The following is a 21,068-nucleotide window of genomic DNA, read 5'->3' as shown; positions in this document are numbered from 1 at the left end:
GCTCGATCGGGTTCGCGGTCGCGATGACATGGAACGGCACCGGCAACGCCCTGGTGTCGCCGTCGATACTGACCTGCCGCTCCTGCATCGCCTCCAACAGCGCCGCCTGCGTCTTCGGCGGCGTCCGGTTCACCTCGTCTGCCAGCAGCAGACCGGTGAACACCGGCCCTGGCCGGAACTCGAAACGAGCATGCTGCTGGTCGTACACCGATGACCCGGTCAGATCCGACGGCAACAAGTCCGGTGTGAACTGGGCACGACGGAACTCCAAACCCAGAGCGGTCGCCAACGCGTTGGCGGCCAGCGTCTTGCCCACGCCGGGCAGATCCTCCAGCAGCACGTGACCGCGAGCAAGCACTCCTGCCAGCACCAGCGCCAGCTGGTCATGCTTGCCGACCACCACTCGATCCACCTGGGCCAGAACCTCAGCAACGATCGACCGAGCATCAGCGAAGGACAGTCCGTCGACGGTGTGGGATTCGGCAACTGCATTCATCCGGCCATCGTGGCAGAAGCCACACAAGCGAGAGCGTGTTGATGGCAACACGTGCGATGCCGCGCTCCATGTGAGCGAGCAATCCGGGCTCCGGCTCAGGCCGCAACTGCTGAGTGGCGAAGGCCCACAAAGTCGGTGGGGTGAATGTGATCTCAGCCGTCCAGTGACGTCAGCGTCCTCAGAGGTCGACCGAGGTGTTGGTCGCCACGTCGGGCTTCTCGCCGGTGATCATCGCCTTCACGTACTTGATCAGTGCGATCGGCTTGGGACTGTCGACCGTCCAGTACTCGGCGGAATCGGCATGCACCTTCAGCAGCGCAACCGCCGGGTCGTCCCGGCCCTGCTCGAACCAGGCCTCGGCGTACGGGTTCCACAGCTCGTCGATCAGCGTGGCGTCCCGGGTCACCGAAGCGGTGCCCGCGATGGAGAGGTAGTTGTCCCCGGACTGAAGGCTGACGTTGACCTGGGAGTCGGCGACCACCTGCTCGGTCTTGGGCGAGGGGTCCGCGGTGAAGAAGTACAGGTCGCCGTCGAACTTGCGCTCCAGGATGGCGAGCGGACGGCTGAGCAGCCGCCCGTCGGCGTGGGTGGTGACGAACGCGAACCTCGCCTTCGAGATCAGCTTCCCGACCTGCTTGAACTCGGCGTTCTTGTCGGATGCGGTGTCAGTCATTTCTTGACGCTACTCAGCCCGTCCTTCCTCAACACACCCGCGCGGGTGGCTGGCCGGTCACGCTACGGTTTCCAACCTCAGCGCTGAGGACCGCCAGACGGTCCCCCGTCCGATCGGATGCTCGTCCCGGCCACCCGTTCGACATTCGACTACCCGGTGAGGAAGGTGGACATGGAGCTGGTGCTGCCCACACTCGACGAGCAGCGGACGCTCCTAACGAGCCTGCGACCGCGGACGGCCGGCCTGGAGTGGGTGATCCGCCGCGGCGTGTCTCCGGAGCCGCTGGCCTCTCTGCTCGACGGGTTCGACCCAGCGAGAATCGTGGGAGTGGGGCCTCGTCCCGGCTACCCGAAGCCCGAGGCGGAAGCGACCGTCCTGCTCTGCCGAGCGCACCGCGAGCTCTTCGCCAGACTGGCCGAAACCGGGCTGTTCCGGGTCGTCCGCGATCCGCACGGTGATCGCGTGGCGCCGACGGGCCTGGGCTTCGTAGACGTCGGTTTCCTGGACGGCCGACAGCGGCTGATCTGCTCGACCGTCACCCACGCCGGCATCATCCACCTGCTGGACCCTGACGGCTGAGCACGAACCGGCGAGGCTCCAGGCTCCGCTCGCGACGATCAGAGTCGGGCCGAGGGAGTCCTACCGACGACCACTGGTACCTCGGCTGAGGTGGGAGATGATGGCCGGATGCGGTCGGCACTAGGTCACGAGACTCCGAGGTACAGCAACAGTCCGGTTCGTGCACGTGCGACTGCGTGCTGGAGTCTCGTGCCGGGGTTCTAGGCGGAGCCGGCTACTTGTATTGCGTCGCCGCTCGAAGCGCGTCGTTCATGACTTCCCATCCGTTTCCGGGCAGGACCCGATCCCTGTTCTTGTCGTAGCCGCCGGATTCCGCGAGCCATGTTCCGAGCGCGTCCAAGTAGTCATGCAGGGTGGCGTTCATCCACGGGGCATCGCCGGCGGCGTCCAACGCAAGCTCACGAGCAGTTGCGATGACTTTGCCGCGGCCCCCGGTCAGCGAGCCGGACGGGCATCCGCCGGCTGAACATTCGGCATCCACATCGGTGTCACCGTGCTCGAACTCGTAGTGGAAGCACACATAATGCATACCCTCGAAGACCTCGTAGTGGGCAGCGTCACGCACCGGTCGATGGCATCGTCTGCACTCAAAGGTCATGGCCGAAGCATGGCAGGCAGAAGCCAATGCGCACGAGCCAAGCCTCTCCAGGCGTCCCCTCAAGGTAGACGGCCCCTTGTCGGAGTCGCCCGGAGACGATCCCTTTCCGGGGCCCGCCGGGGCGACGTGGACGAAGGACGCAGGAGTGCGGGCTTGTCTATCCGACCACGGGGAAGGATGATGTTTACATGTCTACAAGCGTGGTGAGCATCCGGCTCCCCGACGACCTCAAAGGCCGCCTTGAGGCGCTCAGCCGGGTAACCGGCCGTCCCGCGGCCTTCTACGTCCGCGAGGCGCTGGAGGAGCATCTCGCCGAGCTGGAATGGGCCTACTCGGTGGCCGCGCGCGCAGAAGCCATCCGCCGAGGTACGGAGCCAACCCGGCCGCTCGACGACGTCACCCGCGAGCTGGGCTTCGATCCCGACGAGTTGCATGCTGAAGCTCGCGACGACGACGCCTGATGGTCTGGTCGATACGTCTCAGTGCGGACTTCGAACGCTCGCTGCGCAAGCTCGACAAGCAGACCACCCGACGCATCCTCGTAAAGCTCTACGGCCTGGGCGACCTCGACGAACCCCAGGCTCGCTGCAAGGCACTCACGGGCCCGCTCGCGGGTCTTTGGCGGCTCCGTGTCGGCGACTACCGCGTCTTGCTCGACATGCAGCGCCACGAGCTCGTGATCATCGCCCTCGATGTGGGTCACCGCAGCTCGGTCTACGACTAGGAGCCCTGGGCGTCAACGCAGGGAGGCGGGTAGGTAGAGGTCCATCGAGATGGGCCCGAAGGGGTGGTCCGCAAGAGCAGCAGTCGCGCAATGGCGTGCCGGGAGGAGGTGGAGACATCCGCCATCATTCTTGTTTCCGCGGGTTACGAGGGGCTTAGACGTGCTCGGGGTCCCAGCCGAGGTACTTTCCGGTGTCGAGGGCGTCGATCGCTGCGATGTCGTCTGCAGTGAGTTCGAAGCCGGTCACGGTGATGTTCTCGACGATGCGGGAAGGGGTGACCGACTTCGGGATGGCCACACGGCTCTGCTCGAGGTGCCAGCGCAGGATCACCTGCGCGGGTGTCACGTCGTGCTGCTGTGCGATCTGGGTGATGGTCCGATCCCGTGGGCCGGCTCCCATGCCGAGGGGCGAGTGTGCCTCGGTGAGGATGCCCTGCTCGGCCGCGAAGGCTTGCAGCGTGCGCTGTTGATAGCTGGGGTGGTACTCGATCTGGTTCACCGCGGGCACTGTGCCGCCGAGGTCCACGATCTCCTGGAGATAGCGCAGCGTGAAGTTCGAGACGCCGATTGAGCGGGCGAGGCCCTCGTCCTGTGCCTGCTCCATCGCTGCCCAAGCGTCGAATCGCCTCCGGTGGCGGGGCACGGGCCAGTGGATCAGGTATAGATCGACATGATCCAGGCCGAGTGCGTTGAGGCTGTCTTCGAGGGCGGCGCGAGCTCGCCCCATGTCTGTGGTGTCGAGCTTGGTGGTGACGAACAGCTCGTCGCGGGGGACGCCGGACTCACGTATCGCCTGTCCGACGCCCCTCTCGTTGCCGTATGCGGCCGCGGTGTCGATGTGCCGGTATCCGGCCTCCAACGCAGTCAGGACCGTCGGCACGGTCTTGCCGCCGGTGATCTGCCAGACGCCGAACCCGAGCTGCGGGATCGACCGGCCATCGTTCATGGTCAGTGCAGGGATGCTCACGATGGTCCCTCCTTCGAACACAGGATGCGCGCGCGTTCTCGCGCCACCGTATCCAGCATCCATCGAACGCCCCGAGTGGTGAGAGGACTTCTCAGACACCCCCCAAGCCGGAGGCTCAGCTGCGCTGGGTGTCAGCGCGACCCTGCATCGTTGTCTGAGTGGTCCGGCTCCTGGCCGGCCGCGGCCCAGGAGGCGAGAACCACGAGCTTCTCAGCCGCGGCGCTGCCAGGCTCGGCGGTGTAGGTGAGGATCTGCAACCCTGGCTCGCCGGGTGCTTCGAGGTTGTCGAACTGCAACTCGATCTCGCCCACGATGGGGTGCCGGTAGCCCTTGGTGCCGGTGCGGTGTTCGTGGACGTCGTTGTCGGCCCAGTCGCGTCGGAACTGCGGACTGCGCGTCGACAGTTCGCCGATCAGCGCCGTCAGCTCCTCGTTGAGCGGGTCTCGGCCCACCTCAAGGCGGAGCGTTGCCGCGGTCATGCAGCACGCCATGGGCCAGTCCAGATAGAACTCCGGGGCGCGGGAGTCGAGAAAGATGAACCGGGCCATGTTCGGTCGGTCGGACTCGAAGTGCGGCGCGAACAGGGCGCGGCCGAGCAGGTTGGACGCGATGATCTCCTGGGTCACGTCGTAGATGACCGCAGGGGTCGTGAACGAATCCAGCATCCGCTGCAACGACGGCCGCACTGTCCGCGCGGGGGCTTGGCGCTCTCGCGGTGAGACAGGGCGGGCGAGGGAGAACAGGTGCTCCCGCTCGATGTCGGTGAGCCTGAGTGCGCGGGCGACGGCGTTGAGCACGCTGTCGGACGCGCCCTGGACGTTCCCCCGTTCGAGGCGCGTGTAGTAGTCCGTGCTCACCCCGGCGAGTTGAGCGACCTCCTCGCGACGCAGCCCCGGCACGCGCCGCTCGTCGCCGAAGTCGGGCAGCGACACCTCCGCCGGAGTCACATTCGCACGCCGGGAGACGAGGAATTCCCGGATCTCCTCTTTCCTGCTCGTGCCCCCATTCAATCCGATTCGTCTGCGGCCCTGGGGGGACCTGGGAGGCACTCCCACCCCGCAGTCCGTCGGTGCTGGGATGGAAACCCCGCACGTCACGACGGAAGGAAGCGGATGGTTCTCACAGAGCACTACACCCTGTCCAACGGCATCGAGATCCCCAAGCTCGGACTCGGCACCTGGATGATCGCCGACGACAAGGCCGCCGACGCGGTCCGTGCCGCAGTGGCGATCGGCTACCGCCACATCGACACCGCCCAGGGCTACGACAACGAGCGCGGCGTCGGCGACGGCGTCCGCACCAGCGGCGTCCCCCGCGAAGAACTGTTCGTCACCACCAAGCTGCAAGCGGACTTCAAGACCTACGACGAGGCGAGGGCCGCGATCGAGGGGTCGCTGGCGGCGCTGGACATCGGCTACATCGACCTGATGATCATCCACAGCCCTTGGCCGTGGGCCGAGTTCCGCGGCGAGGATCGCCACTTCGCCGGCAACCTAGAAGCGTGGCGCGCGCTCGAGGAGTTCCACCAAACCGGAAAGATCCGTTCGATCGGCGTATCGAACTTCGAGCAGCCGGACATCGAGAACGTGCTGCAGGGCGGCGCGGTGAAGCCGGTCGTCAACCAGATCCTCGCGCACGTCACCAACACTCCGTTCGACGTGATCGACTACTGCCACAACGAGGGCATCCTCGTCGAGGCGTACTCACCGGTCGGCCATGGCGAGCTCTTGGGGAACCCCGACATTCTGACCATCGCCGAGAAGTACCAGGTCAGCGTGCCGCAGTTGTGCATCCGCTACACGCTTCAGTTGAGTCTGCTGCCGCTGCCCAAGGCTGCGAACCCCGACCACATGCGCCAGAACGCTGAACTCGACTTCGAGATCTCCGACGAGGACATGGACACACTGAAGAACCTCGCACCGATCAAGGACTACGGGCAGCACAGCGAGTTCCCCGTGTTCTGGCGCAACTGAGGAAACCCATGACCAGCACCACCGACGCCCGAGCGCCGCGCCTGGGGAGAACATCAACTGCAGTAGTTGCCGGCGGGCTTGCGCTGACCCTCTCCCTCGTTGGCTGCACCGGCCAGACGGAACCACAACCACAGAGCACGAGCACCAAATCAAGTGCCGGGACGCCGACCATCACGGAGACGACCGAGCCCGCAACACCCGCGTCCGGTGAACTGGCGACCGCCACCTACGACCTCAACGGCGTGAAGTTCACCATGATCCTCGTCGAAGGCGGCACCTTCACCATGGGCGACGACAAGCGGGCAGCGGAGGGCGGCACACAGGTCGCCAATCAAGCCGGAGAACACAAAGTCACACTGTCCTCGTACACGATCGGCGAAACCGAAGTGACGCAGGCCCTCTGGAACCAAGTCATGAACACTAGCTTCGACGAAGTCGACCTCCAGCACCCAGTAGCGAGCATCACCGTGCCCGACAGCCGCACGTTCGTCAAACAGCTCAACCAGCAGGCCCACGCCGCTCGCATCATCCCCGAAGACCGGAACTTCCACATGCTCACCGAGGCACAGTGGGAATTCGCCGCCAAGGGCGGGAGGAAGAGCCAGGACTTCCGATACGCCGGCAGCAACGACCTGTCCAAGGTCGGCTGGACCAGCGACGACGGACCCAGCGTCCATCCCATCAAGCAAAAGCGGCCCAACGAACTCGGCCTCTACGACATGAGCGGCAATGTGTACGAATGGGTCGCCGACTACGCAGCGCCTTACCCGAACCAGGCACAGGTCGACCCACTCAACGACACCCCCAGCGACAACTACATCAAGCGAGGCGGCAGCTTCTACTACAACGACGAATACCGCTTCACCACGACATACCGCTACTTCTACTCCACCACCGATCACACCATCGGACTGCGCATCGGCCTGTCGTGACCCGTGGTGTAGCGAGCTAAGGCCGGAAATGATCGTGCCCCGCCCGCCCAGTCGTGGTTCGGCGAAGCTACGCAGCCGTTCGCCTACAGCGGAGCAGATGCCTGCATGGAACATTCCACGTCGAATCCGGGTTGAGTCTTGTGCACTCAACTTTGGAGCTCACATGACTACGAAGCATCTTCCCGTTCTGTTCCTCGACGACATCGTGCTGCTGCCGGGCATGATCGTCCCGATTCCGCTCGACGACGCCGCGAAGACGGCGATCGATGCGGCTCAGACCTCCTCCGACGGCGAGTTGCTCGCCGCGCCGCGCCTGGACGGCCACTACGGCTCGTCCGCCGTCGTCGCCTCCGTCGAACAGATTGGACGCGCCCGCGGGGGCGCTCCGGCCGCCGTGCTGCGCACGGGGCAGCGGGCCCGCATCGGCAACGGTGTGACCGGTCCCGGTTCCGCGCTGTGGGTCGAGGCCGAACTCGTCGAGGACGAGGCGTCCGGCGACCGCGTCCACGAGCTGGCCGAGGAGTACCGCCGGCTGGTGATCAGCGTGCTGCAGCGCCGCGAGGCCTGGCAGGTGATCGACACGGTCAGCGCCATCGACGATCCGAGCACGCTGGCCGACACCGCCGGCTGGGCGCCGTACCTCTCCAACGACCGCAAGCGGCAACTGCTGGAGGCCGCTGACGTCGAGACCCGGCTGGCCAAGCTGGTCGAGTGGACGCGCGATTATCTCGCCGAGACCGAGGTGAGCGAGAAGATCGAGCACGACGTCCAGGAATCGGTGGAGAAGCGCAACCGCGAGTTCTTGCTGCGCGAGCAGCTGAAGGCGATCCGCTCCGAGCTCGGCGAGGGTGAGCCGGACGGCAGCGACGACTACCGTGCCCGCGTCGAGGCCGCCGACCTTCCGGACGCCGTCCGCGACGCCGCGCTGCGTGAGGTGGACAAGCTGGAACGTTCTAGCGACGGCAACCCGGAGGCGGGCTGGATCCGCACTTGGCTGGACACGGTCCTCGAACTGCCGTGGTCGGTGCGCACCGACGATGCCACCGATCTGACCGCTGCCCGCGCCGTTCTGGACGCCGACCACCACGGCCTGGACGAGGTGAAGGAGCGGATCGTCGAGTACCTCGGCGTCCGCGCTCGTCGCGTCGAACGCGGCCTGCAGGTCGTCGGCGGACGCGGGTCCGGCGCGGTGATCCTGCTGGCCGGCCCGCCCGGGGTCGGCAAGACCTCGCTCGGCGAATCGGTCGCCCGCGCCCTGGGCCGCAAGTTCGTCCGGGTGGCGCTGGGCGGCATCCGCGACGAGGCTGAGATCCGCGGCCACCGCCGCACCTACGTCGGCGCGCTGCCCGGCCGGATCGTCCGGGCCATCAAGGAGGCCGGTTCGATGAACCCGGTGGTGCTGCTCGACGAGGTCGACAAGGTCGGCGCCGACTACCGGGGCGACCCGGCGGCGGCCCTGCTCGAGGTGCTCGACCCGGCGCAGAACCACACCTTCCGCGACCACTACCTGGAGCTCGATCTCGACCTGTCCGACGTGCTGTTCATCGCCACCGCGAACGTGCTGGACACCATTCCGGCCGCCCTGTTCGATCGGATGGAACTGATCTCGCTCGACGGTTACACCGAGGACGACAAGGTCGCCATCGCGCGCGACTTCCTGGTGCCGCGGCTGCTCGAGCGCGCCGCGCTGACCCCGGACGAGGTGAGCGTGACCGACGACGCGCTGCGTGAGATCGCCGCGCACTACACCCGCGAGCCCGGCGTCCGGGCCATGGAGCGGCTGCTCGCCAAGGCGTTCCGCAAGGTCGGCCTCAAAGACCTGCCCGCCGTCGTCGACCAGACCTCGCTGAAGGAGTTGATCGGCCGGCCGCGGTTCCTGCCCGAATCGCGCGAACGGACGGCGGTGCCGGGTGTGGCGTCCGGGCTGGCGGTGACCGGCATGGGCGGCGAGGTGCTGTACATCGAGGCGTCCCTGCTGCCCGGATCGACGACGTCACTGACCATCACCGGCCAGCTCGGCGACGTGATGAAGGAGTCGGCGCAGATCGCCCTGTCCTACGTGCGGGCGCATGCGGCCGAGCTCGGCATCACGCCGGAGCAGCTGGACCATCCGGTGCATCTGCATGTGCCGGCCGGTGCGGTGCCGAAGGACGGGCCGTCCGCCGGTGTCACGATGACGACCGCTCTGGTCTCGATGCTGACCGGACGCACGGTGCGGGCCGAGGTCGGAATGACCGGTGAGGTGTCGCTGACCGGGCAGGTGCTGCCGATCGGCGGCGCCAAGCAGAAGCTGCTCGCAGCCCAGCGCGCCGGGCTGACCGAGGTGTACCTGCCGCAGCGCAACGAACCCGACCTGGACGACGTCCCGGCCGAGATCCTCGCCGACGTCACCGTTCACTTGGTGTCGGACGTCCGCGAGATCCTCGCCGGAGCGCTCGATCCTGCGCAGCAGGCGACGGTCTTCGCCGCCTGAGGTTTCGACGTTCACTGGTCGAGGGTTCCGGTCACCGAGCCGGAACCCTCGACCAGAACCATTGACGCGGTACGGCACGACAACCGACCATGGCGGTCAACCCCGAGCGCCCCGGCGCGAACGAAAGTACCCCCATGGCAACGAAGCTGACCCCTTGGTCGATCATCTCGACCGTCGTCGTGCTCGTGCTTGCCGGTTTCGCCGTCGCGGACGCCCGTGACACCGAGACGACCGGCAAGGCCCGTGCATCGCTCACCATGATGGCCCCCGCCGCTGCCGGCGGCGGCTGGGATCTGGTGGCCCGTGAGGCGCAGCAATCGCTGCGCAAGAACAAGATCGTCGGCACCGTGCAGGTGTCCAACGTGCCGGGCGCTGCCGGCACCATCGGGCTGAGCCAGCTGGTCCGGATGGAGGGCCAGCCGAACATCCTGATGGTGACCGGCACGGTGATGCTGGGCGGGATCGCCCGCGGCTCCGACTTCAGTCTCGCCAACACCACGCCGATCGCGAGGCTGGCCGAGGACTTCCAGGTCGTCGCCGTCCCAGCCGGCTCACCCCATCGAACCTTGGACGACTTCCTGACCGCCTGGAAGGCGGATCCGGCGGCGACTCCGGTCGGCGGCGGCTCAGCGGGCGGCGTGGACCATCTGGTCGCCGGGCAGTTGGCCAAGTCCGTCGGCATCCCCGGCTCGGACGTGAAGTACACCCCACACTCCGGCGGCGGCGAGCTCACCATCTCGTTGCTGTCCTCGGCGGCGGGCACCGTCAACGTCGGCATCAGCGGCTACAACGACTTCCGCGACATGATCGAATCGGGCAAGCTCCGCGCCCTCGCCGTCGTCGCACCCGAGCGGCTCGCCGGCGTCGACATTCCCACCATGATCGAACTGGGTCACCCCGAGGTCGATCTGGTGAACTGGCGCGGCCTGGTCGCTCCGCCCGGCCTGAGCGAAACCGACCGCGCCGAGCTGACCGCGATCGTCACCGAGATGGTGGCCACAGCCGAGTGGAAAGAGGCGGTCAACCGCAACCGGTGGAAGGAGAACTTCCTCACCGGCCCTGACTTCGAGAAGTTCATCGCCGAGGAGCAGCAGTCGATCACGGCTCTGCTGAAGGAGCTGGGGTTGGCATGAGTACGACTGAACACGCCGCCGACGAGCAGGCCGCCACCGCTGTCGAAGGGCCCGACCGCGGCATCCTGATCATCGCCGGCGTCCTGGTGGTGATCGCCGGACTGCTGATCTACGGCAACCTGACCATGAAGACCAGCGACAACGGCGCGTTCGGGCCGCAGACCTTCCCGTGGATCGTCGCCGGCATCTGTTTGCTGGGCGCCGCCCTGATCGTGATCGAGACGCTCCGGCATCCACGTCCGGTACCCAGCACACCCGAGCAGGACGCCATGTCGGGCGTCTCGGTGCTGCACGACCCGTTCGACGAGACCGTCGCGCCGCAGATCAAGGCCGACGCCGATGAGGTGCCGAAGGGCGTCAACTGGATGAAGCTGGGCACCGCGCTGGCGGCGCTGATCGGGTTCACCCTGATTCTCGAGCCGGTCGGCTGGCTGATCAGCGCCACGCTGCTGTTCTGGGCGATGTCGGTCGCCCTGGGCGGACGCCGGCACGTCACCGGGCTGATCATGGGCCTCGGCCTGGCGTCCATGATCCAAGTGGTGTTCAGCGGACTGCTCGGCATGTCGCTACCCGCAGGCCTGCTACTGCTGGGGAGCTGACCATGGAACAACTCGTCAACCTGTTCAACGGCTTCGGCCAGGTGCTCACCCCACAGAACCTGCTCTGGGTAGCGGTCGGCGCCTTCCTCGGCACCGCGATCGGCGTGCTGCCCGGGCTGGGCTCCGCGATGGCGGTGGCGCTGCTGTTGCCGCTGACCTTCACCCTGGAACCGCTCTCCGCGCTGACCATGTTCGCCGGCATCTACTTCGGCGGACTGTTCGGCGACTCGATCGCCGGCATCCTGATGAACACCCCCGGCAACAGCACGGCCATCGCGAGTTCGTTCGAGGGACACATGATGGCGCTCAACGGACGCGCGCCGCAGGCCCTCGCCACCGCCGCGATCGGCGCCTTCACCGGTGGCATCCTGGCCACGATCCTGGTGGTCTTCTTCGCCCCGACGATGGCTTCGCTGGCCACCCAGTTCGGCCCGGCCGAGTACTTCGCGCTGGCACTGTTCGCCTTCGTCGCCATCTCGACGGTGGTGGCCGACTCGGTGATCCGTGGTCTGGCCGCGCTCGCCCTCGGACTGGCGCTGGCCGTGGTTGGCATCGACCAGTCCACCGGCACAGCCCGCTTCACCTTCGGCATTCCGGCGCTGTTCGACGGCATCTCGGTGGTGGTGATCACCGTCGCCCTGCTGGCCATCGGCGAGGTGCTGCATGTGGCGTCCAAGGTGGGACGGCCCGACGACAAGAAGCTGATCCACGCCGGCGGGCGGCCTTGGCTGAGCGGCGCGGAGTTCCGGGCCGCACTGCCGGCCTGGCTACGCGGAACGAGCTTCGGCGTCCCGTTCGGGATCATTCCGGCCGGCGGCGCCGAGGTACCGACCTTCCTCGCCTACGGCACCGAGCGCAAGCTGGACGCCCGGCGGGCCAAGCCGATGTTCGGGAAGGGCTCGATTCAGGGCGTAGCCGGGCCCGAGGCCGCCGGCAATGCCACCGCCGGCTCGGCGATGGGCGCGCTGCTGGCGCTGGGCCTGCCGACCTCGGCGACCGCCGCGCTGCTGCTGGTCGCCTTCCAGCAGTACGGCATGCAGCCCGGCCCACTGTTGTTCGAACGCAGCGCCGACGTGGTGTGGGCGCTGCTGGCGGCGCTGTTCATCGCGATGGTCATTCTGCTCATCCTGAACCTGCCGTTCGCGCCGATGTGGGCGATGCTGCTCAAGGTGCCGAAGGAGTACCTCTACGCCGGCATCACCGTCTTCGCCGCGTTCGGTGTCTACGCCGCGGGCGCGTCCGTCATCGACCTGGCGGTGATGATCGCGATCGGCCTGCTCGGCTTCGTGATGCGGCAGTACGACGTGCCGTTGGCGCCGGTGCTGATCGCACTGATCCTCGGTCCGCTCGCCGAGTATTCGCTGCGCGACGCGATGGCGAACTCGTCGAACAATCCGGCCGTGCTGGTCAGTTCACCGATCACCATCGGGCTGTACGCCGTCCTGGTGATCGGCGTCATCTGGAACGGCTACCGGCGAGTGCAGGAGAAGAAGCTCGCCGCCGAGTTGGAAGCCGCGGAAGAGGTCGCCGAGCGGCAGTAGGCGGCTCTTGGCTGGGCCCGTGACGGAGATCCCGGCGTTCGCCGGGATGACGAACGAACTGATCACGTCATTCCGGCCCAGCCATGTCATTCCAGCCGCAGCCACGTCATTCCGGGCTTGACCCGGAATCTCAGATCAGCGGCCGGTGCCGGCGTCACAAGGGGACGGACGCGTCAGCGGCCGGGCACGCCCTCACGCGGGCAGCGGACGCGTCAGCGGCCGGTGCCGGCGTAGACGACCGCTTCGCCGGAGGCAGAATCCAGGCCGAAGGCGGTGTGCGCGGCACGGACGGCGGCGTCGACGTCCGCCAACGACACCACGACCGAGATCCGGATCTCGGAGGTGGAGATCATGTGGATGTTGATGCCGGCGTCGGCGAGGGCCCGGAAGAAGGTGGCCGAGACGCCCGGATGCGAGCGCATGCCGACGCCGATCACCGACACCTTGCCGATGCCGTCGTCGTAGAGGATCTCGGCGAAGCCGATCTGCTCACGGGCACCGTGCAGGGCGTCCAGTGCACGCACCTTGTCGCTGCCGGGCAGCGTGAAGGTGATCGCGGTGTTGTCGTTGGCGATCGACTGGTTCTGCACGATCATGTCGATGTTGATGCCCGCGGCGGCGACGGCCGAGAACACCTCGGCGGCGGCACCGATCCGGTCGGGCACACCCACCACCGTGATCTTGGACTCGCTCCGGTCGTGCGCCACCCCGGTGATCAGCGGTTGTTCCATCGCCGTGCCTTCCTTGTTCTCGATGTCCTTGACCCAGGTGCCGGGCTTGGTCGAGAACGACGACCGGACATGCACCGGCACGTTCTCGCGGCGGGCGTACTCGACGCACCGCAGATGAAGAATCTTGGCGCCCTGCGCCGCCATCTCGAGCATCTCCTCGTAGGAGATCTCGGGAATCCGGGACGCCCCGGGCACGATCCGCGGGTCGGCGGTGAAAACGCCGTCCACGTCGGAGTAGATCTCGCAGTAGTCGGCCTTCAAGGCGGCGGCCAGCGCCACCGCGGTGGTGTCGGACGCCCCGCGGCCCAGCGTGGTGATGTCCTTGGAGGTCTGCGAAACCCCTTGAAAACCGGCCACGATGACGATGTCGTCGTCCTCGAGTGCGGTGCGGATGCGGCCCGGCGTGATGTCGATGATCCGGGCGTCGCCGTGGGTGCCGGTGGTGATCACTCCGGCCTGCGAACCGGTGAACGAGCGGGCCTCGAAACCGAGATCGTTGATCGCCATGGCCAGCAGCGCGGCACTCATCCGCTCACCGGCGGTGAGCAGCATGTCGAGTTCCCGCGGACGCGGTTGCGGCGACACCTCGAGCGCCAGGTCCATCAGCTCGTCGGTGGTGTCACCCATGGCCGAGATCACCACGACCACTTCGGCCCCGCGGGACTTGGTGTCGACGATGCGCTGGGCCACCCGCTTGATGCTGTCGGCGTTCGCCACCGACGACCCACCGAACTTCTGCACGACCCGCAAGGCTTTGCCCTTCCTGGAGACCAACCTTCTCTACTTTGCCAGAACCCGCCGACGCCGCCGACGAGCAGCCGCCCCTCGGTCGGCGTCCGCCAGGGTGCTCAACCGACGCCGCATCGGCTCGCGGCACGAAAGGGACGGTTCTTTTCGTCCCAGGTCGCGGCACGAAGGGACGGTTCTTTTCGTTCCACCAGGCGCTGCAACCGATACCGTGACGCCCATGACCGAACCGATCCGCTGGGGCATCGCTGGGCCCGGACGCATGGCTGCCGCGATCGTCCCCGATTTCCACCAGGCCGACAATGCTGAGCTGGTGGCGGTCGGCTCACGCTCGGCGGAGCGCGCCGAGGTGTTCGCCACCGAGCACGGCGTTCCTCGCTGGCACTCCTCCTACGAGGCGCTGGTGGAGGATCCCGCGGTGCAGGCGATCTACATCGCGACCCCGCATCCGCAGCACACCGACATCGCACTGGCCGCAATCGCGGCGGGCAAGGCGGTTCTGGTCGAGAAGGCGTTTACCGCCACCGTCGCCGACACCGAACGCATCGCGGCGGCCGCCCGCCAGGCGGGCGTGTTCGCGATGGAGGCGATGTGGACCCGGTTCAACCCGGCGGTCCGGCACGTCCGCGCGCTGATCGAGCGCGGCGAACTCGGTGAGATCCGCGGCTGCCAGGGCGACCTGACGGCGTTTCGTGAGTTCGACGCCGAGGATCGGCTCTTCGACCCGGCGAAGGGCGGCGGCGCCGTCCTCGACCTCGGGGTCTACGTGCTCTCGTTCGCGCAGCACTTCCTCGGCACCCCGGACGTGGTGCGCGCGGTCGGCGGCCGCTATTCCACCGGCGTCGAGGGCGAGTTCTCGGTGCTGCTGGGCTACGCCGACGGCCGTTCGGCCACCCTGGCCGGCGCGTTCACCACCTACGGCCCGGGCCGGATGATGCTGACCGGCACGAAGGGCTGGGTGGACGTGCACCCGCGGTTCCACCGGGCGGCGTCCGTGACGATCTGGCGCGAGAAGACCCCGGAGACGCTGGAGTTCGACTCAGGCTACCGCTACGAGATCGAGCACGTCGGCGAATGCCTGGCCGCCGGCCTCACCGAGAGCCCGATCATGCCGCTGGACGACACGATCGCCGTCCAGCGGATCATGGCCGAGGTTCTCGAGCAGATCTGAGCGTCAATCGATCCAGATTGGGCACCACTAGCGGTGCCCAATCTGGATCGATTGTTCTGACCACTTTTCGTGGAAGGTGCCCACACTGAGGGCGTGCCCCCTCGAACCCAGCTTTCCGCCTCACTACGCGAACTTGCCCAGGCGCAGGCCGGAGTATTGAGCCGCGGGCAACTAGTCGGCCACGGGGTGCATCGCCGGGTCATCGTCCGTTTCCTTGCCGACGGCGTACTGGGGCGAGTGACACCTGGCATCTACAGCTTTGGTCCGGGATCTGGGTGGCTCAGTCGCGCCTGGGCCGGCATTCTCCTGGGTGGCGAGGGAGCCGTTCTCGGGCATCAGGCCGCTGCCCACTTGCTGGGTCTACGAAAGGCCGAGCCCGACGAGATAGCGGTCTTCGTCCGCGTGCCGCGAGCACCGAGACTCGGGTGGCGGTTCATCCGCGCAGTCCGCCAGTCGGCTGGCGATCCGCCCCGGACCACGATTGAGGAGACCGTGCTTGATCTATGCGCCGAGGCCGACGAGGACGAGATGGCGGCGTTGCTGGCGGACGCCATCAGCCAACGCAAGACCACCGCCAAACGGTTGCTGAACGAACTGAACCAACGCCCGGTCCTGCGCAACCGGGGCATGCTCCGCGAGATTCTTGGTGACGTATCGCAGGGTGCCCACTCGGCCCTGGAACGCCGCTACCTCGTGCAAGTGGAGCGCGCGCACCATCTGCCGATCGCCACTCGCCAGCAACACGCGCTGCGTGCGTACCGCAGCGACGCCTGGTACGAGGAGTACCGCCTGCTCGTCGAACTCGACAGCAAGCTCCATCACACGGGAGGCGCTGCCTTACGCGACATGAACCGAGACAACGATCACGCCCTGCTCGGCTTGACCACTCTGCGGTTCGGGTGGGCGGACGTAACCGGCATCGGCGCATGTCGCACCGCTAGGCAGGTCGCGCAGTTTCTGATGACAAGCGGGTGGGAGGGGCCATTGCAGCCCTGCCCTCGCTGCCGGCTGGTTCCCGACTCGGAATCGATCAAGATCGGGCACCGCTAGCGGTGCCCGATCTTGATCGATTCGCCGGGGTTTGTCAGGTCAGGGCGGTGTGGCGCTTGCGGGCGGTGCTGGTGACGTGTTCCAGGAAGTCGCCGGCGGCGACGGGGGCGCCGGGGGTCAGCCAGGCGGTGGGGACGTCGGCGACGGCGAGTTCGACGGGGGTGTCGACCAGCACCAGGGGCAGCGTGTGCATCACGGTGGACGGGTAGCTGACCATCAGGCGGCTGACCGGGCCGCGGCGGACGGCGATTTCCAGGGGGACGTCGGGGCGCACCACCCGCAGGCCGGTGCGGGCTTCGATGGTGGCCAGCTTGGCGTCGCTCTCGCGGCGGTGCGCGAAGTACCGGCCGGCGCCGAAGCGTTCGGTGACGGCCACCACGCCGGCCAGGTAGCGGTCGGCGTCCACCACGCCGGTCTCGACCAGCGAGGTGCCGACCACGTCGGCGGTGTCGGTGACCACCGGCGGGCCGAACCGGCTCCGCGTCCAGGCGAAGGTGTTGGTGCTCTGCCGCGTACCGGACGGCGCCTGCACCGGCATAGCGGTGAACACCTCGATGCTGCGGCCGTCGCGCTTGGACGGCGTGAAGAAGTCCCGCGCGTGCTCCGACAGCAGGTCGATCACCACGTCGCGTCCGCTCTCGGCCAGATGCCACCGGCTGAGTCGGTCACCGCGGGCCAGTTGCGTGATGAACGAGATGGTGGCGGTGCCGTCATCGACGACGACCACCTCGCTCACATCGGCCAGCGGCAACACCGCCTGCACGAAGCGGGAGAACGGGTCCCCCACCACCAGCCGCTCGGCCTTGGCCAGCTTGGGGAACAGCTCCCAGGCCACCGCGACCAGCGAGGCGGCGGACTTCCGCGGCTCGTACCAGGTCGCGGCCAGCCCGGCCTCCCGGGCCAGGTCGGCCACCGCCTCGAGCTGCAGCCGCGTGGTGACGTCACGGGGCGGCAGCACCGCGAGCCGGGTCTGCGCCTCGGCGCCGTGGGCGAACGCCCATTCGATGACGTTGAGCAGTTGCGCCGGACTCTCCACCAGGGCGAGCGTGGTGCGCTTCGGCTTGCGGCTCTTCTGGGTCTTCTTGGCCATGACGGCCTCAAGCCACCCGCGCGGCCTGATCGGCCACCACGCCCGCCACCCGGCGCAGTTTCCGCATCGCCGCGTACTCACCTTCGTAGACCTTCTTCACTCCGTCACCCAGCGACTCCGAGATCACCCGGACGTCGCGCACCAACCGGGTCAGCCCGGCCGGCTCCAGCGAGGCGGCCTGGTCGGAGCCCCACATGGTGCGGTCCAGGGTGATGTGCCGCTCCAGGAAGCAGGCACCCAGCGCGGCGGCCGCCACCGTGGTCTGCAGGCCGCGCTCATGGCCCGAGTAGCCGACCGGCACGTTCGGGTACTCGGTCATCAGCGTGTTGATCATCTGCAGGTTGAGTTCGTCGTTGGCGGCCGGGTAGGTCGAGGTGGCGTGGCAGAGCACCACGTTGCCGCTGCCCAGCACCTCGACGGCGTGCCGGATCTGCGCCGGCGTCGACATGCCGGTGGACAGGATCGCGGTGCGTCCGGAGGCCCGGATGGCCCGCAGCAGCTCGTCGTCGGTGAGGCAGGCCGAGGCGATCTTGTGGGCGGGCACGTCGAAGCCGTCCAGGAAGTCGACGCTGGCCACGTCCCACGGCGAAGCGAACCAGTCGATGCCCTTGTCGCGGCAGTATTCGTCGATGATCCGGTATTCGTCGGCGCCGAACTCGATGCGGTGCCGGTAGTCGATGTAGCGCATCCGGCCCCACGGGGTGTCACGCTCCACGTCCCACTGATCGCGCGGGGTACAGACGTCGGGCGTCCGCTTCTGGAACTTCACGGCGTCCGCGCCGGCGGCGATCGCGACGTCGATCAGGGCGAGCGCGGTGCTCACCTCACCGTTGTGGTTCAGGCCGATCTCGGCGGTGATGTAGACGGGCTGGCCGGGGCCGACCCGGCGGTCGCCGATCAGCCGATCACGGGGAGAGATGGTGGTCATGATGCGAGGTCCTTTCCGAGGATCCAGGAAGCGATTTCACGAATGGCTCCGTGCCCTCCCGGCACGGAGGTGACCAGCCGCGCGCGTTCGCGCACGACCGGATGGGCGGAGGCGACCGCAACCGGCCACCCGACGAGTGAGAAGCAGCCGAGGTCGTTGACGTCGTTGCCGGCATAGAGGACGCGGGCCGGGTCGACGCTCTCGCGTGCGCACCAGTCGCGCAGCACGGTGGCCTTGTCGTCGACCCTGTGCAGCACCGGGACGCCGAGCTTGCGGGCCCGGGCGCGCACCACGGGATTGGTTTCGCTGGACAGGATCAGCACCGGCAGGCCGGAGCGGCGCAGCGCGGCGATGCCGAGCCCGTCACCGCGATGTACCCGCACCTGTTCGCTGCCGTCGGACGCCACCAGCACCGAGTCGTCGGTCTGGGTGCCGTCGAAGTCGAGCACCACGGCGTCCAGGTCGGCACGCTGCGGAGCGGACGTGCCTGCGTCCAGCAGCGGGGCGAGCAGCCGGGATCGTTCCAGGTCGTCCGGTTCGTCGATCTCGAGGACGCGGGCCGGGTCGGTCTCGATCAGCACGGTGCGACCGAAGAACCGGTGCCCGGAGCGCCGGAAGCCGTCGACCCGCATCGCGTAGACCGCGCCGGTCTCCAGGAACTCGGGCGTCCGGTCCTGCCGCCGCGGGCGGGTCGTCTTGTCGTGGTTGACGCCCACCGCGTCGCCCGATCCGTCGCGCTGCCATAGGAAGCCGTGGCTCGGCGCGGCGGTGAATGCACTGTCGGCACCGGCCTCGACGGCCGCCACGCAGTCGGCGATCTCGGACGCGGTGAGGAACGGGCTGGTGCACTGCACCATCACCAGCACCTCGGCGTCGTGCCCGGTGCGCTCCCGGTGCTCGTCCAGGGCATGCAGCAGGGCGGATTCGCTGGACGCCGCGTCGCCGGCCAACGCGTCCGGACGGCGGGTGACGGACGCGCCCGCAACGCTCGCGGCGTCGGCGATCCGGTCGTCGTCGGTGGACACCGTTACCGCACCGACGCCGGAGGCGAGCGCGGCGTGCACGGCGCGCGCGACCAGCGGAACACCGCCGACCGGTGCCACGTTCTTGCCCGGCACACCCCTGGAGCCACCGCGGGCCGGGATCACCACCAGCACATTCACAGCCGCGCCAATCGCCGCAGTGTCGGCGCGACGGTGTGCACGCCCTGCCGGTAGGCGGTGCGGGCCGCCCGCGACACCAGTGAGCGCACCGCCGAGGGCAGGTCACTGGCCCAGTCGTCGTCGGCCTCCAACTCGCGGCCGTATGCGCTCAGCCCGTAGCGGCCGAGCAGGTCGGGCAGCATCGCGCCCGCGTTGTCCATCGTGTAGCCGGGCCGCAGCGGGTGCCGGACGTCGTGCGCGACGAGGTCGGCGAGACGTCGCTGCGCCTGCTCGACGGCGTCACTGGGGCCGATGCCGCGGTCACGGGCCCACTCGGGGTCCACTCGCGGTGTCACGCCGGCGTCCAGGTCGGTGAACGAGGCCAGGCAGCCGGAACCCATGAAGTAGTGGTTGCCGAGCCGTTCCTTGAGGCCGAAGTCGGTGAGGATGGCGGTCGGGATGCCGCGGTGCATGGCTTCGACGGCGGCGGTGGACGACACCGTGACCAGCAGGTCGGTGCGGTCCAGGACCTCGCCCATGTTGCCGTGCACCACGTGCAGGTTGGCCGGCTTCTGGACGCCGAGGCGGGGTCCGAGCAGCTGGTACGGATGGTCCTCGCGATGGGTGGTGTGCTCACCGATCCGGGTGCGCACCTTGAGCAGCACCTCGCGCTCGGGGTGCAGGGTGGCATGCCGGATCAGCCGGCGGACCACGAACTCGCGGTCGATCCGCGGCCCCGGTACGCCGGGTTGGGCGGCGAAGGTGACGGTGAACGGGCTGCCGTGCTCGCGGGCAGAATCGGCGGGTCCGAGGAACGGCAGCACGGTCGGCAGCACCACCGACGGGTCCCGACCGGCGCCGGCGAGCATGGTCCGGAACGATTCGGCGTCGGCCGGGCTGTTGGCCAGGATGACGTCCGAGCCGGCCCGGAGCAGCAGGCCCTCGACGTGCTTCTCGTAGACGACGCCGACGTAACCGCTGATCACCAGCGGACGCCGTCCGGGCGTGTTCCAGCGCCGCGCCAACCCGTGCAGCACCGCCTGTACCCCGCCGCCGGGCAGGGCCAGCACGATGACATCGACGGCGTCGAGTTCCTCGGACGCCACGAACGCGGGAATGCTCTCGATGATGGTCGGCTGCTGCTCCACCCCGCTGTCGGCGAGTTGCTGCGCCGAGGGGCCGCGCAGCGAATGGAGCAGCAGACCGACGGGCACGGACGCCGGTAAGAGTTGCCGGGCGGTCAGCAGCCCCCACTTCCAGCGGCTGTCGGTATCAGCCAGCACCAGCACCCGCGGGGAACGCGGAGTGTCCTCGGAAGTGGTCATGGGCGCGACGCTAGGCCTGGCTGCACGCTTTTCCACGCCCGCTTCATCCGGGCTTCATCAGACCTGCTCATGGCCCTGACGCTAGGCAGGGGGATCGACGCGATGGCCAACGCCGTGGGTCACGTCGGTTAACTCGGGGTGGACTCCACGCCCTCCCCTTTCGTCATCCCGGACTTGCTCCGGGATCTCAACCGCC

At 68.0% G+C, this 21,068-nt stretch carries 21 protein-coding genes; 11 read left to right on the top strand and 10 right to left on the bottom strand.

Annotation, left to right across the window (positions count from 1 at the left end; translation table 11 throughout):
* Both QM624_RS04745 and QM624_RS04740 read right to left on the bottom strand, forming a co-directional pair.
* Positions 1-496, bottom strand: a 496-nt coding sequence (locus tag QM624_RS04745; protein ID WP_415089254.1) for an AAA family ATPase, incomplete at its 3' end; no start/stop codon positions are given.
* A gap of 178 nt (positions 497-674) precedes the next feature.
* On the bottom strand, positions 675-1,169 hold the full coding sequence (locus tag QM624_RS04740; RefSeq protein ID WP_415089252.1) for a pyridoxamine 5'-phosphate oxidase family protein: 495 nt from the start codon (positions 1,167-1,169) through the stop codon (positions 675-677).
* A 156-nt stretch (positions 1,170-1,325) separates the two neighbouring features.
* Between QM624_RS04740 and QM624_RS04735 the strand changes: the two genes are divergently transcribed.
* Positions 1,326-1,748 (top strand): hypothetical protein, encoded by a 423-nt coding sequence (locus tag QM624_RS04735; protein WP_415089250.1) that lies wholly within the window; start codon positions 1,326-1,328, stop codon positions 1,746-1,748.
* 214 nt (positions 1,749-1,962) lie between these two features.
* Here the strand turns inward: QM624_RS04735 and QM624_RS04730 are convergent, their stop codons facing one another.
* Complete coding sequence (locus QM624_RS04730) at positions 1,963-2,313, bottom strand: hypothetical protein (protein ID WP_415089248.1); 351 nt, start codon at positions 2,311-2,313, stop codon at positions 1,963-1,965.
* 221 nt (positions 2,314-2,534) lie between these two features.
* On the opposite strand from QM624_RS04730, the gene QM624_RS04725 reads away from it, so the two are divergent.
* Together QM624_RS04725 and QM624_RS04720 are read left to right on the top strand one after the other, a co-directional pair.
* Positions 2,535-2,807 (top strand): ribbon-helix-helix protein, CopG family, encoded by a 273-nt coding sequence (locus tag QM624_RS04725; protein WP_415089246.1) that lies wholly within the window; start codon positions 2,535-2,537, stop codon positions 2,805-2,807.
* Positions 2,807-3,070, top strand: a complete 264-nt coding sequence (locus QM624_RS04720) for a type II toxin-antitoxin system RelE family toxin (RefSeq protein WP_415089244.1) — start codon at positions 2,807-2,809, stop codon at positions 3,068-3,070. The genes QM624_RS04725 and QM624_RS04720 overlap by 1 nt, the downstream gene beginning before the upstream one ends.
* A 154-nt stretch (positions 3,071-3,224) precedes the next feature.
* On the opposite strand, the gene QM624_RS04715 is transcribed toward QM624_RS04720, so the two are convergent.
* Together QM624_RS04715 and QM624_RS04710 are read right to left on the bottom strand one after the other, a co-directional pair.
* On the bottom strand, positions 3,225-4,037 hold the full coding sequence (locus QM624_RS04715) for an aldo/keto reductase (protein ID WP_415089257.1): 813 nt from the start codon (positions 4,035-4,037) through the stop codon (positions 3,225-3,227).
* A gap of 131 nt (positions 4,038-4,168) precedes the next feature.
* A complete protein-coding gene (locus QM624_RS04710) occupies positions 4,169-4,969 on the bottom strand; it encodes a helix-turn-helix transcriptional regulator (protein ID WP_415089242.1) in 801 nt (266 codons plus the stop codon).
* A 180-nt stretch (positions 4,970-5,149) separates the two neighbouring features.
* Between QM624_RS04710 and QM624_RS04705 the strand changes: the two genes are divergently transcribed.
* The 6 genes from QM624_RS04705 (at position 5,150) to QM624_RS04680 (ending at position 12,688) form a co-directional block, all read left to right on the top strand.
* Positions 5,150-6,010 (top strand): aldo/keto reductase, encoded by an 861-nt coding sequence (locus QM624_RS04705; protein ID WP_415089239.1) that lies wholly within the window; start codon positions 5,150-5,152, stop codon positions 6,008-6,010.
* An 8-nt stretch (positions 6,011-6,018) separates the two neighbouring features.
* Positions 6,019-6,942, top strand: coding sequence for a formylglycine-generating enzyme family protein (locus QM624_RS04700; protein ID WP_415089237.1), 924 nt, complete (start codon positions 6,019-6,021; stop codon positions 6,940-6,942).
* 163 nt (positions 6,943-7,105) lie between these two features.
* Positions 7,106-9,415 carry an endopeptidase La gene (lon, locus tag QM624_RS04695; RefSeq protein ID WP_415089235.1) on the top strand — a complete coding sequence of 770 codons (2,310 nt, stop codon included), beginning with the start codon at positions 7,106-7,108 and terminating at the stop codon, positions 9,413-9,415.
* A 134-nt stretch (positions 9,416-9,549) separates the two neighbouring features.
* Complete coding sequence (locus QM624_RS04690; RefSeq protein ID WP_415089233.1) at positions 9,550-10,548, top strand: Bug family tripartite tricarboxylate transporter substrate binding protein; 999 nt, start codon at positions 9,550-9,552, stop codon at positions 10,546-10,548.
* The gene (locus QM624_RS04685) at positions 10,545-11,147 is read left to right on the top strand and encodes a tripartite tricarboxylate transporter TctB family protein (protein WP_415089231.1); all 603 of its coding nucleotides are present in this window, start codon (positions 10,545-10,547) and stop codon (positions 11,145-11,147) included. Before QM624_RS04690 ends, QM624_RS04685 begins: the two co-directional genes overlap by 4 nt.
* 2 nt (positions 11,148-11,149) lie before the next feature.
* Complete coding sequence (locus QM624_RS04680) at positions 11,150-12,688, top strand: tripartite tricarboxylate transporter permease (RefSeq protein ID WP_415089230.1); 1,539 nt, start codon at positions 11,150-11,152, stop codon at positions 12,686-12,688.
* A 212-nt stretch (positions 12,689-12,900) separates the two neighbouring features.
* Here the strand turns inward: QM624_RS04680 and QM624_RS04675 are convergent, their stop codons facing one another.
* Positions 12,901-14,169, bottom strand: coding sequence for an aspartate kinase (locus QM624_RS04675; RefSeq protein ID WP_415089228.1), 1,269 nt, complete (start codon positions 14,167-14,169; stop codon positions 12,901-12,903).
* 217 nt (positions 14,170-14,386) lie between these two features.
* On the opposite strand from QM624_RS04675, the gene QM624_RS04670 reads away from it, so the two are divergent.
* Both QM624_RS04670 and QM624_RS04665 read left to right on the top strand, forming a co-directional pair.
* Positions 14,387-15,337: a Gfo/Idh/MocA family protein gene (locus QM624_RS04670; protein ID WP_415089226.1), complete on the top strand. Its 951-nt coding sequence runs from the start codon at positions 14,387-14,389 to the stop codon at positions 15,335-15,337.
* Positions 15,338-15,430: 93 nt separating this feature from the next.
* On the top strand, positions 15,431-16,387 hold the full coding sequence (locus tag QM624_RS04665; protein WP_415089224.1) for a type IV toxin-antitoxin system AbiEi family antitoxin domain-containing protein: 957 nt from the start codon (positions 15,431-15,433) through the stop codon (positions 16,385-16,387).
* A 34-nt stretch (positions 16,388-16,421) separates the two neighbouring features.
* Here QM624_RS04665 and QM624_RS04660 read toward each other — a convergent pair whose 3' ends face one another.
* The 4 genes from QM624_RS04660 to QM624_RS04645 are packed head-to-tail and all read right to left on the bottom strand — an operon-like array spanning position 16,422 to position 20,872.
* Positions 16,422-17,477: a hypothetical protein gene (locus tag QM624_RS04660; protein WP_415089222.1), complete on the bottom strand. Its 1,056-nt coding sequence runs from the start codon at positions 17,475-17,477 to the stop codon at positions 16,422-16,424.
* A gap of 7 nt (positions 17,478-17,484) precedes the next feature.
* Positions 17,485-18,405: an N-acetylneuraminate synthase family protein gene (locus QM624_RS04655; protein WP_415089220.1), complete on the bottom strand. Its 921-nt coding sequence runs from the start codon at positions 18,403-18,405 to the stop codon at positions 17,485-17,487.
* The gene (locus QM624_RS04650; RefSeq protein WP_415089218.1) at positions 18,402-19,568 is read right to left on the bottom strand and encodes a cytidylyltransferase domain-containing protein; all 1,167 of its coding nucleotides are present in this window, start codon (positions 19,566-19,568) and stop codon (positions 18,402-18,404) included. Before QM624_RS04650 ends, QM624_RS04655 begins: the two co-directional genes overlap by 4 nt.
* The gene (locus tag QM624_RS04645) at positions 19,565-20,872 is read right to left on the bottom strand and encodes a DUF6716 putative glycosyltransferase (protein WP_415089216.1); all 1,308 of its coding nucleotides are present in this window, start codon (positions 20,870-20,872) and stop codon (positions 19,565-19,567) included. The genes QM624_RS04650 and QM624_RS04645 overlap by 4 nt, the downstream gene beginning before the upstream one ends.
* Positions 20,873-21,068 lie beyond the last annotated feature (196 nt).

Source organism: Micropruina sp. (assembly GCF_047606365.1).
GTDB lineage: Bacteria > Actinomycetota > Actinomycetes > Propionibacteriales > Propionibacteriaceae > Micropruina.
The sequence above is the reverse complement of the archived record's forward strand: the minus strand, read 5'-3'. Positions and strand labels throughout refer to the sequence as shown.

Excerpts from the sequence above, each read along its gene's own strand:
- QM624_RS04725 (WP_415089246.1), top strand. The coding sequence starts at position 2,535 with ATGTCTACAAGCGTGGTGAGCATCCGGCTCCCCGACGACCTCAAAGGC.
- QM624_RS04645 (WP_415089216.1), bottom strand. The coding sequence starts at position 20,872 with ATGACCACTTCCGAGGACACTCCGCGTTCCCCGCGGGTGCTGGTGCTG.
- QM624_RS04680 (WP_415089230.1), top strand. The coding sequence starts at position 11,150 with ATGGAACAACTCGTCAACCTGTTCAACGGCTTCGGCCAGGTGCTCACC.
- QM624_RS04740 (WP_415089252.1), bottom strand. The coding sequence starts at position 1,169 with ATGACTGACACCGCATCCGACAAGAACGCCGAGTTCAAGCAGGTCGGG.
- QM624_RS04705 (WP_415089239.1), top strand. The coding sequence starts at position 5,150 with ATGGTTCTCACAGAGCACTACACCCTGTCCAACGGCATCGAGATCCCC.
- QM624_RS04690 (WP_415089233.1), top strand. The coding sequence starts at position 9,550 with ATGGCAACGAAGCTGACCCCTTGGTCGATCATCTCGACCGTCGTCGTG.
- QM624_RS04700 (WP_415089237.1), top strand. The coding sequence starts at position 6,019 with ATGACCAGCACCACCGACGCCCGAGCGCCGCGCCTGGGGAGAACATCA.
- lon (WP_415089235.1), top strand. The coding sequence starts at position 7,106 with ATGACTACGAAGCATCTTCCCGTTCTGTTCCTCGACGACATCGTGCTG.
- QM624_RS04670 (WP_415089226.1), top strand. The coding sequence starts at position 14,387 with ATGACCGAACCGATCCGCTGGGGCATCGCTGGGCCCGGACGCATGGCT.
- QM624_RS04660 (WP_415089222.1), bottom strand. The coding sequence starts at position 17,477 with ATGGCCAAGAAGACCCAGAAGAGCCGCAAGCCGAAGCGCACCACGCTC.
- QM624_RS04720 (WP_415089244.1), top strand. The coding sequence starts at position 2,807 with ATGGTCTGGTCGATACGTCTCAGTGCGGACTTCGAACGCTCGCTGCGC.
- QM624_RS04655 (WP_415089220.1), bottom strand. The coding sequence starts at position 18,405 with ATGACCACCATCTCTCCCCGTGATCGGCTGATCGGCGACCGCCGGGTC.
- QM624_RS04685 (WP_415089231.1), top strand. The coding sequence starts at position 10,545 with ATGAGTACGACTGAACACGCCGCCGACGAGCAGGCCGCCACCGCTGTC.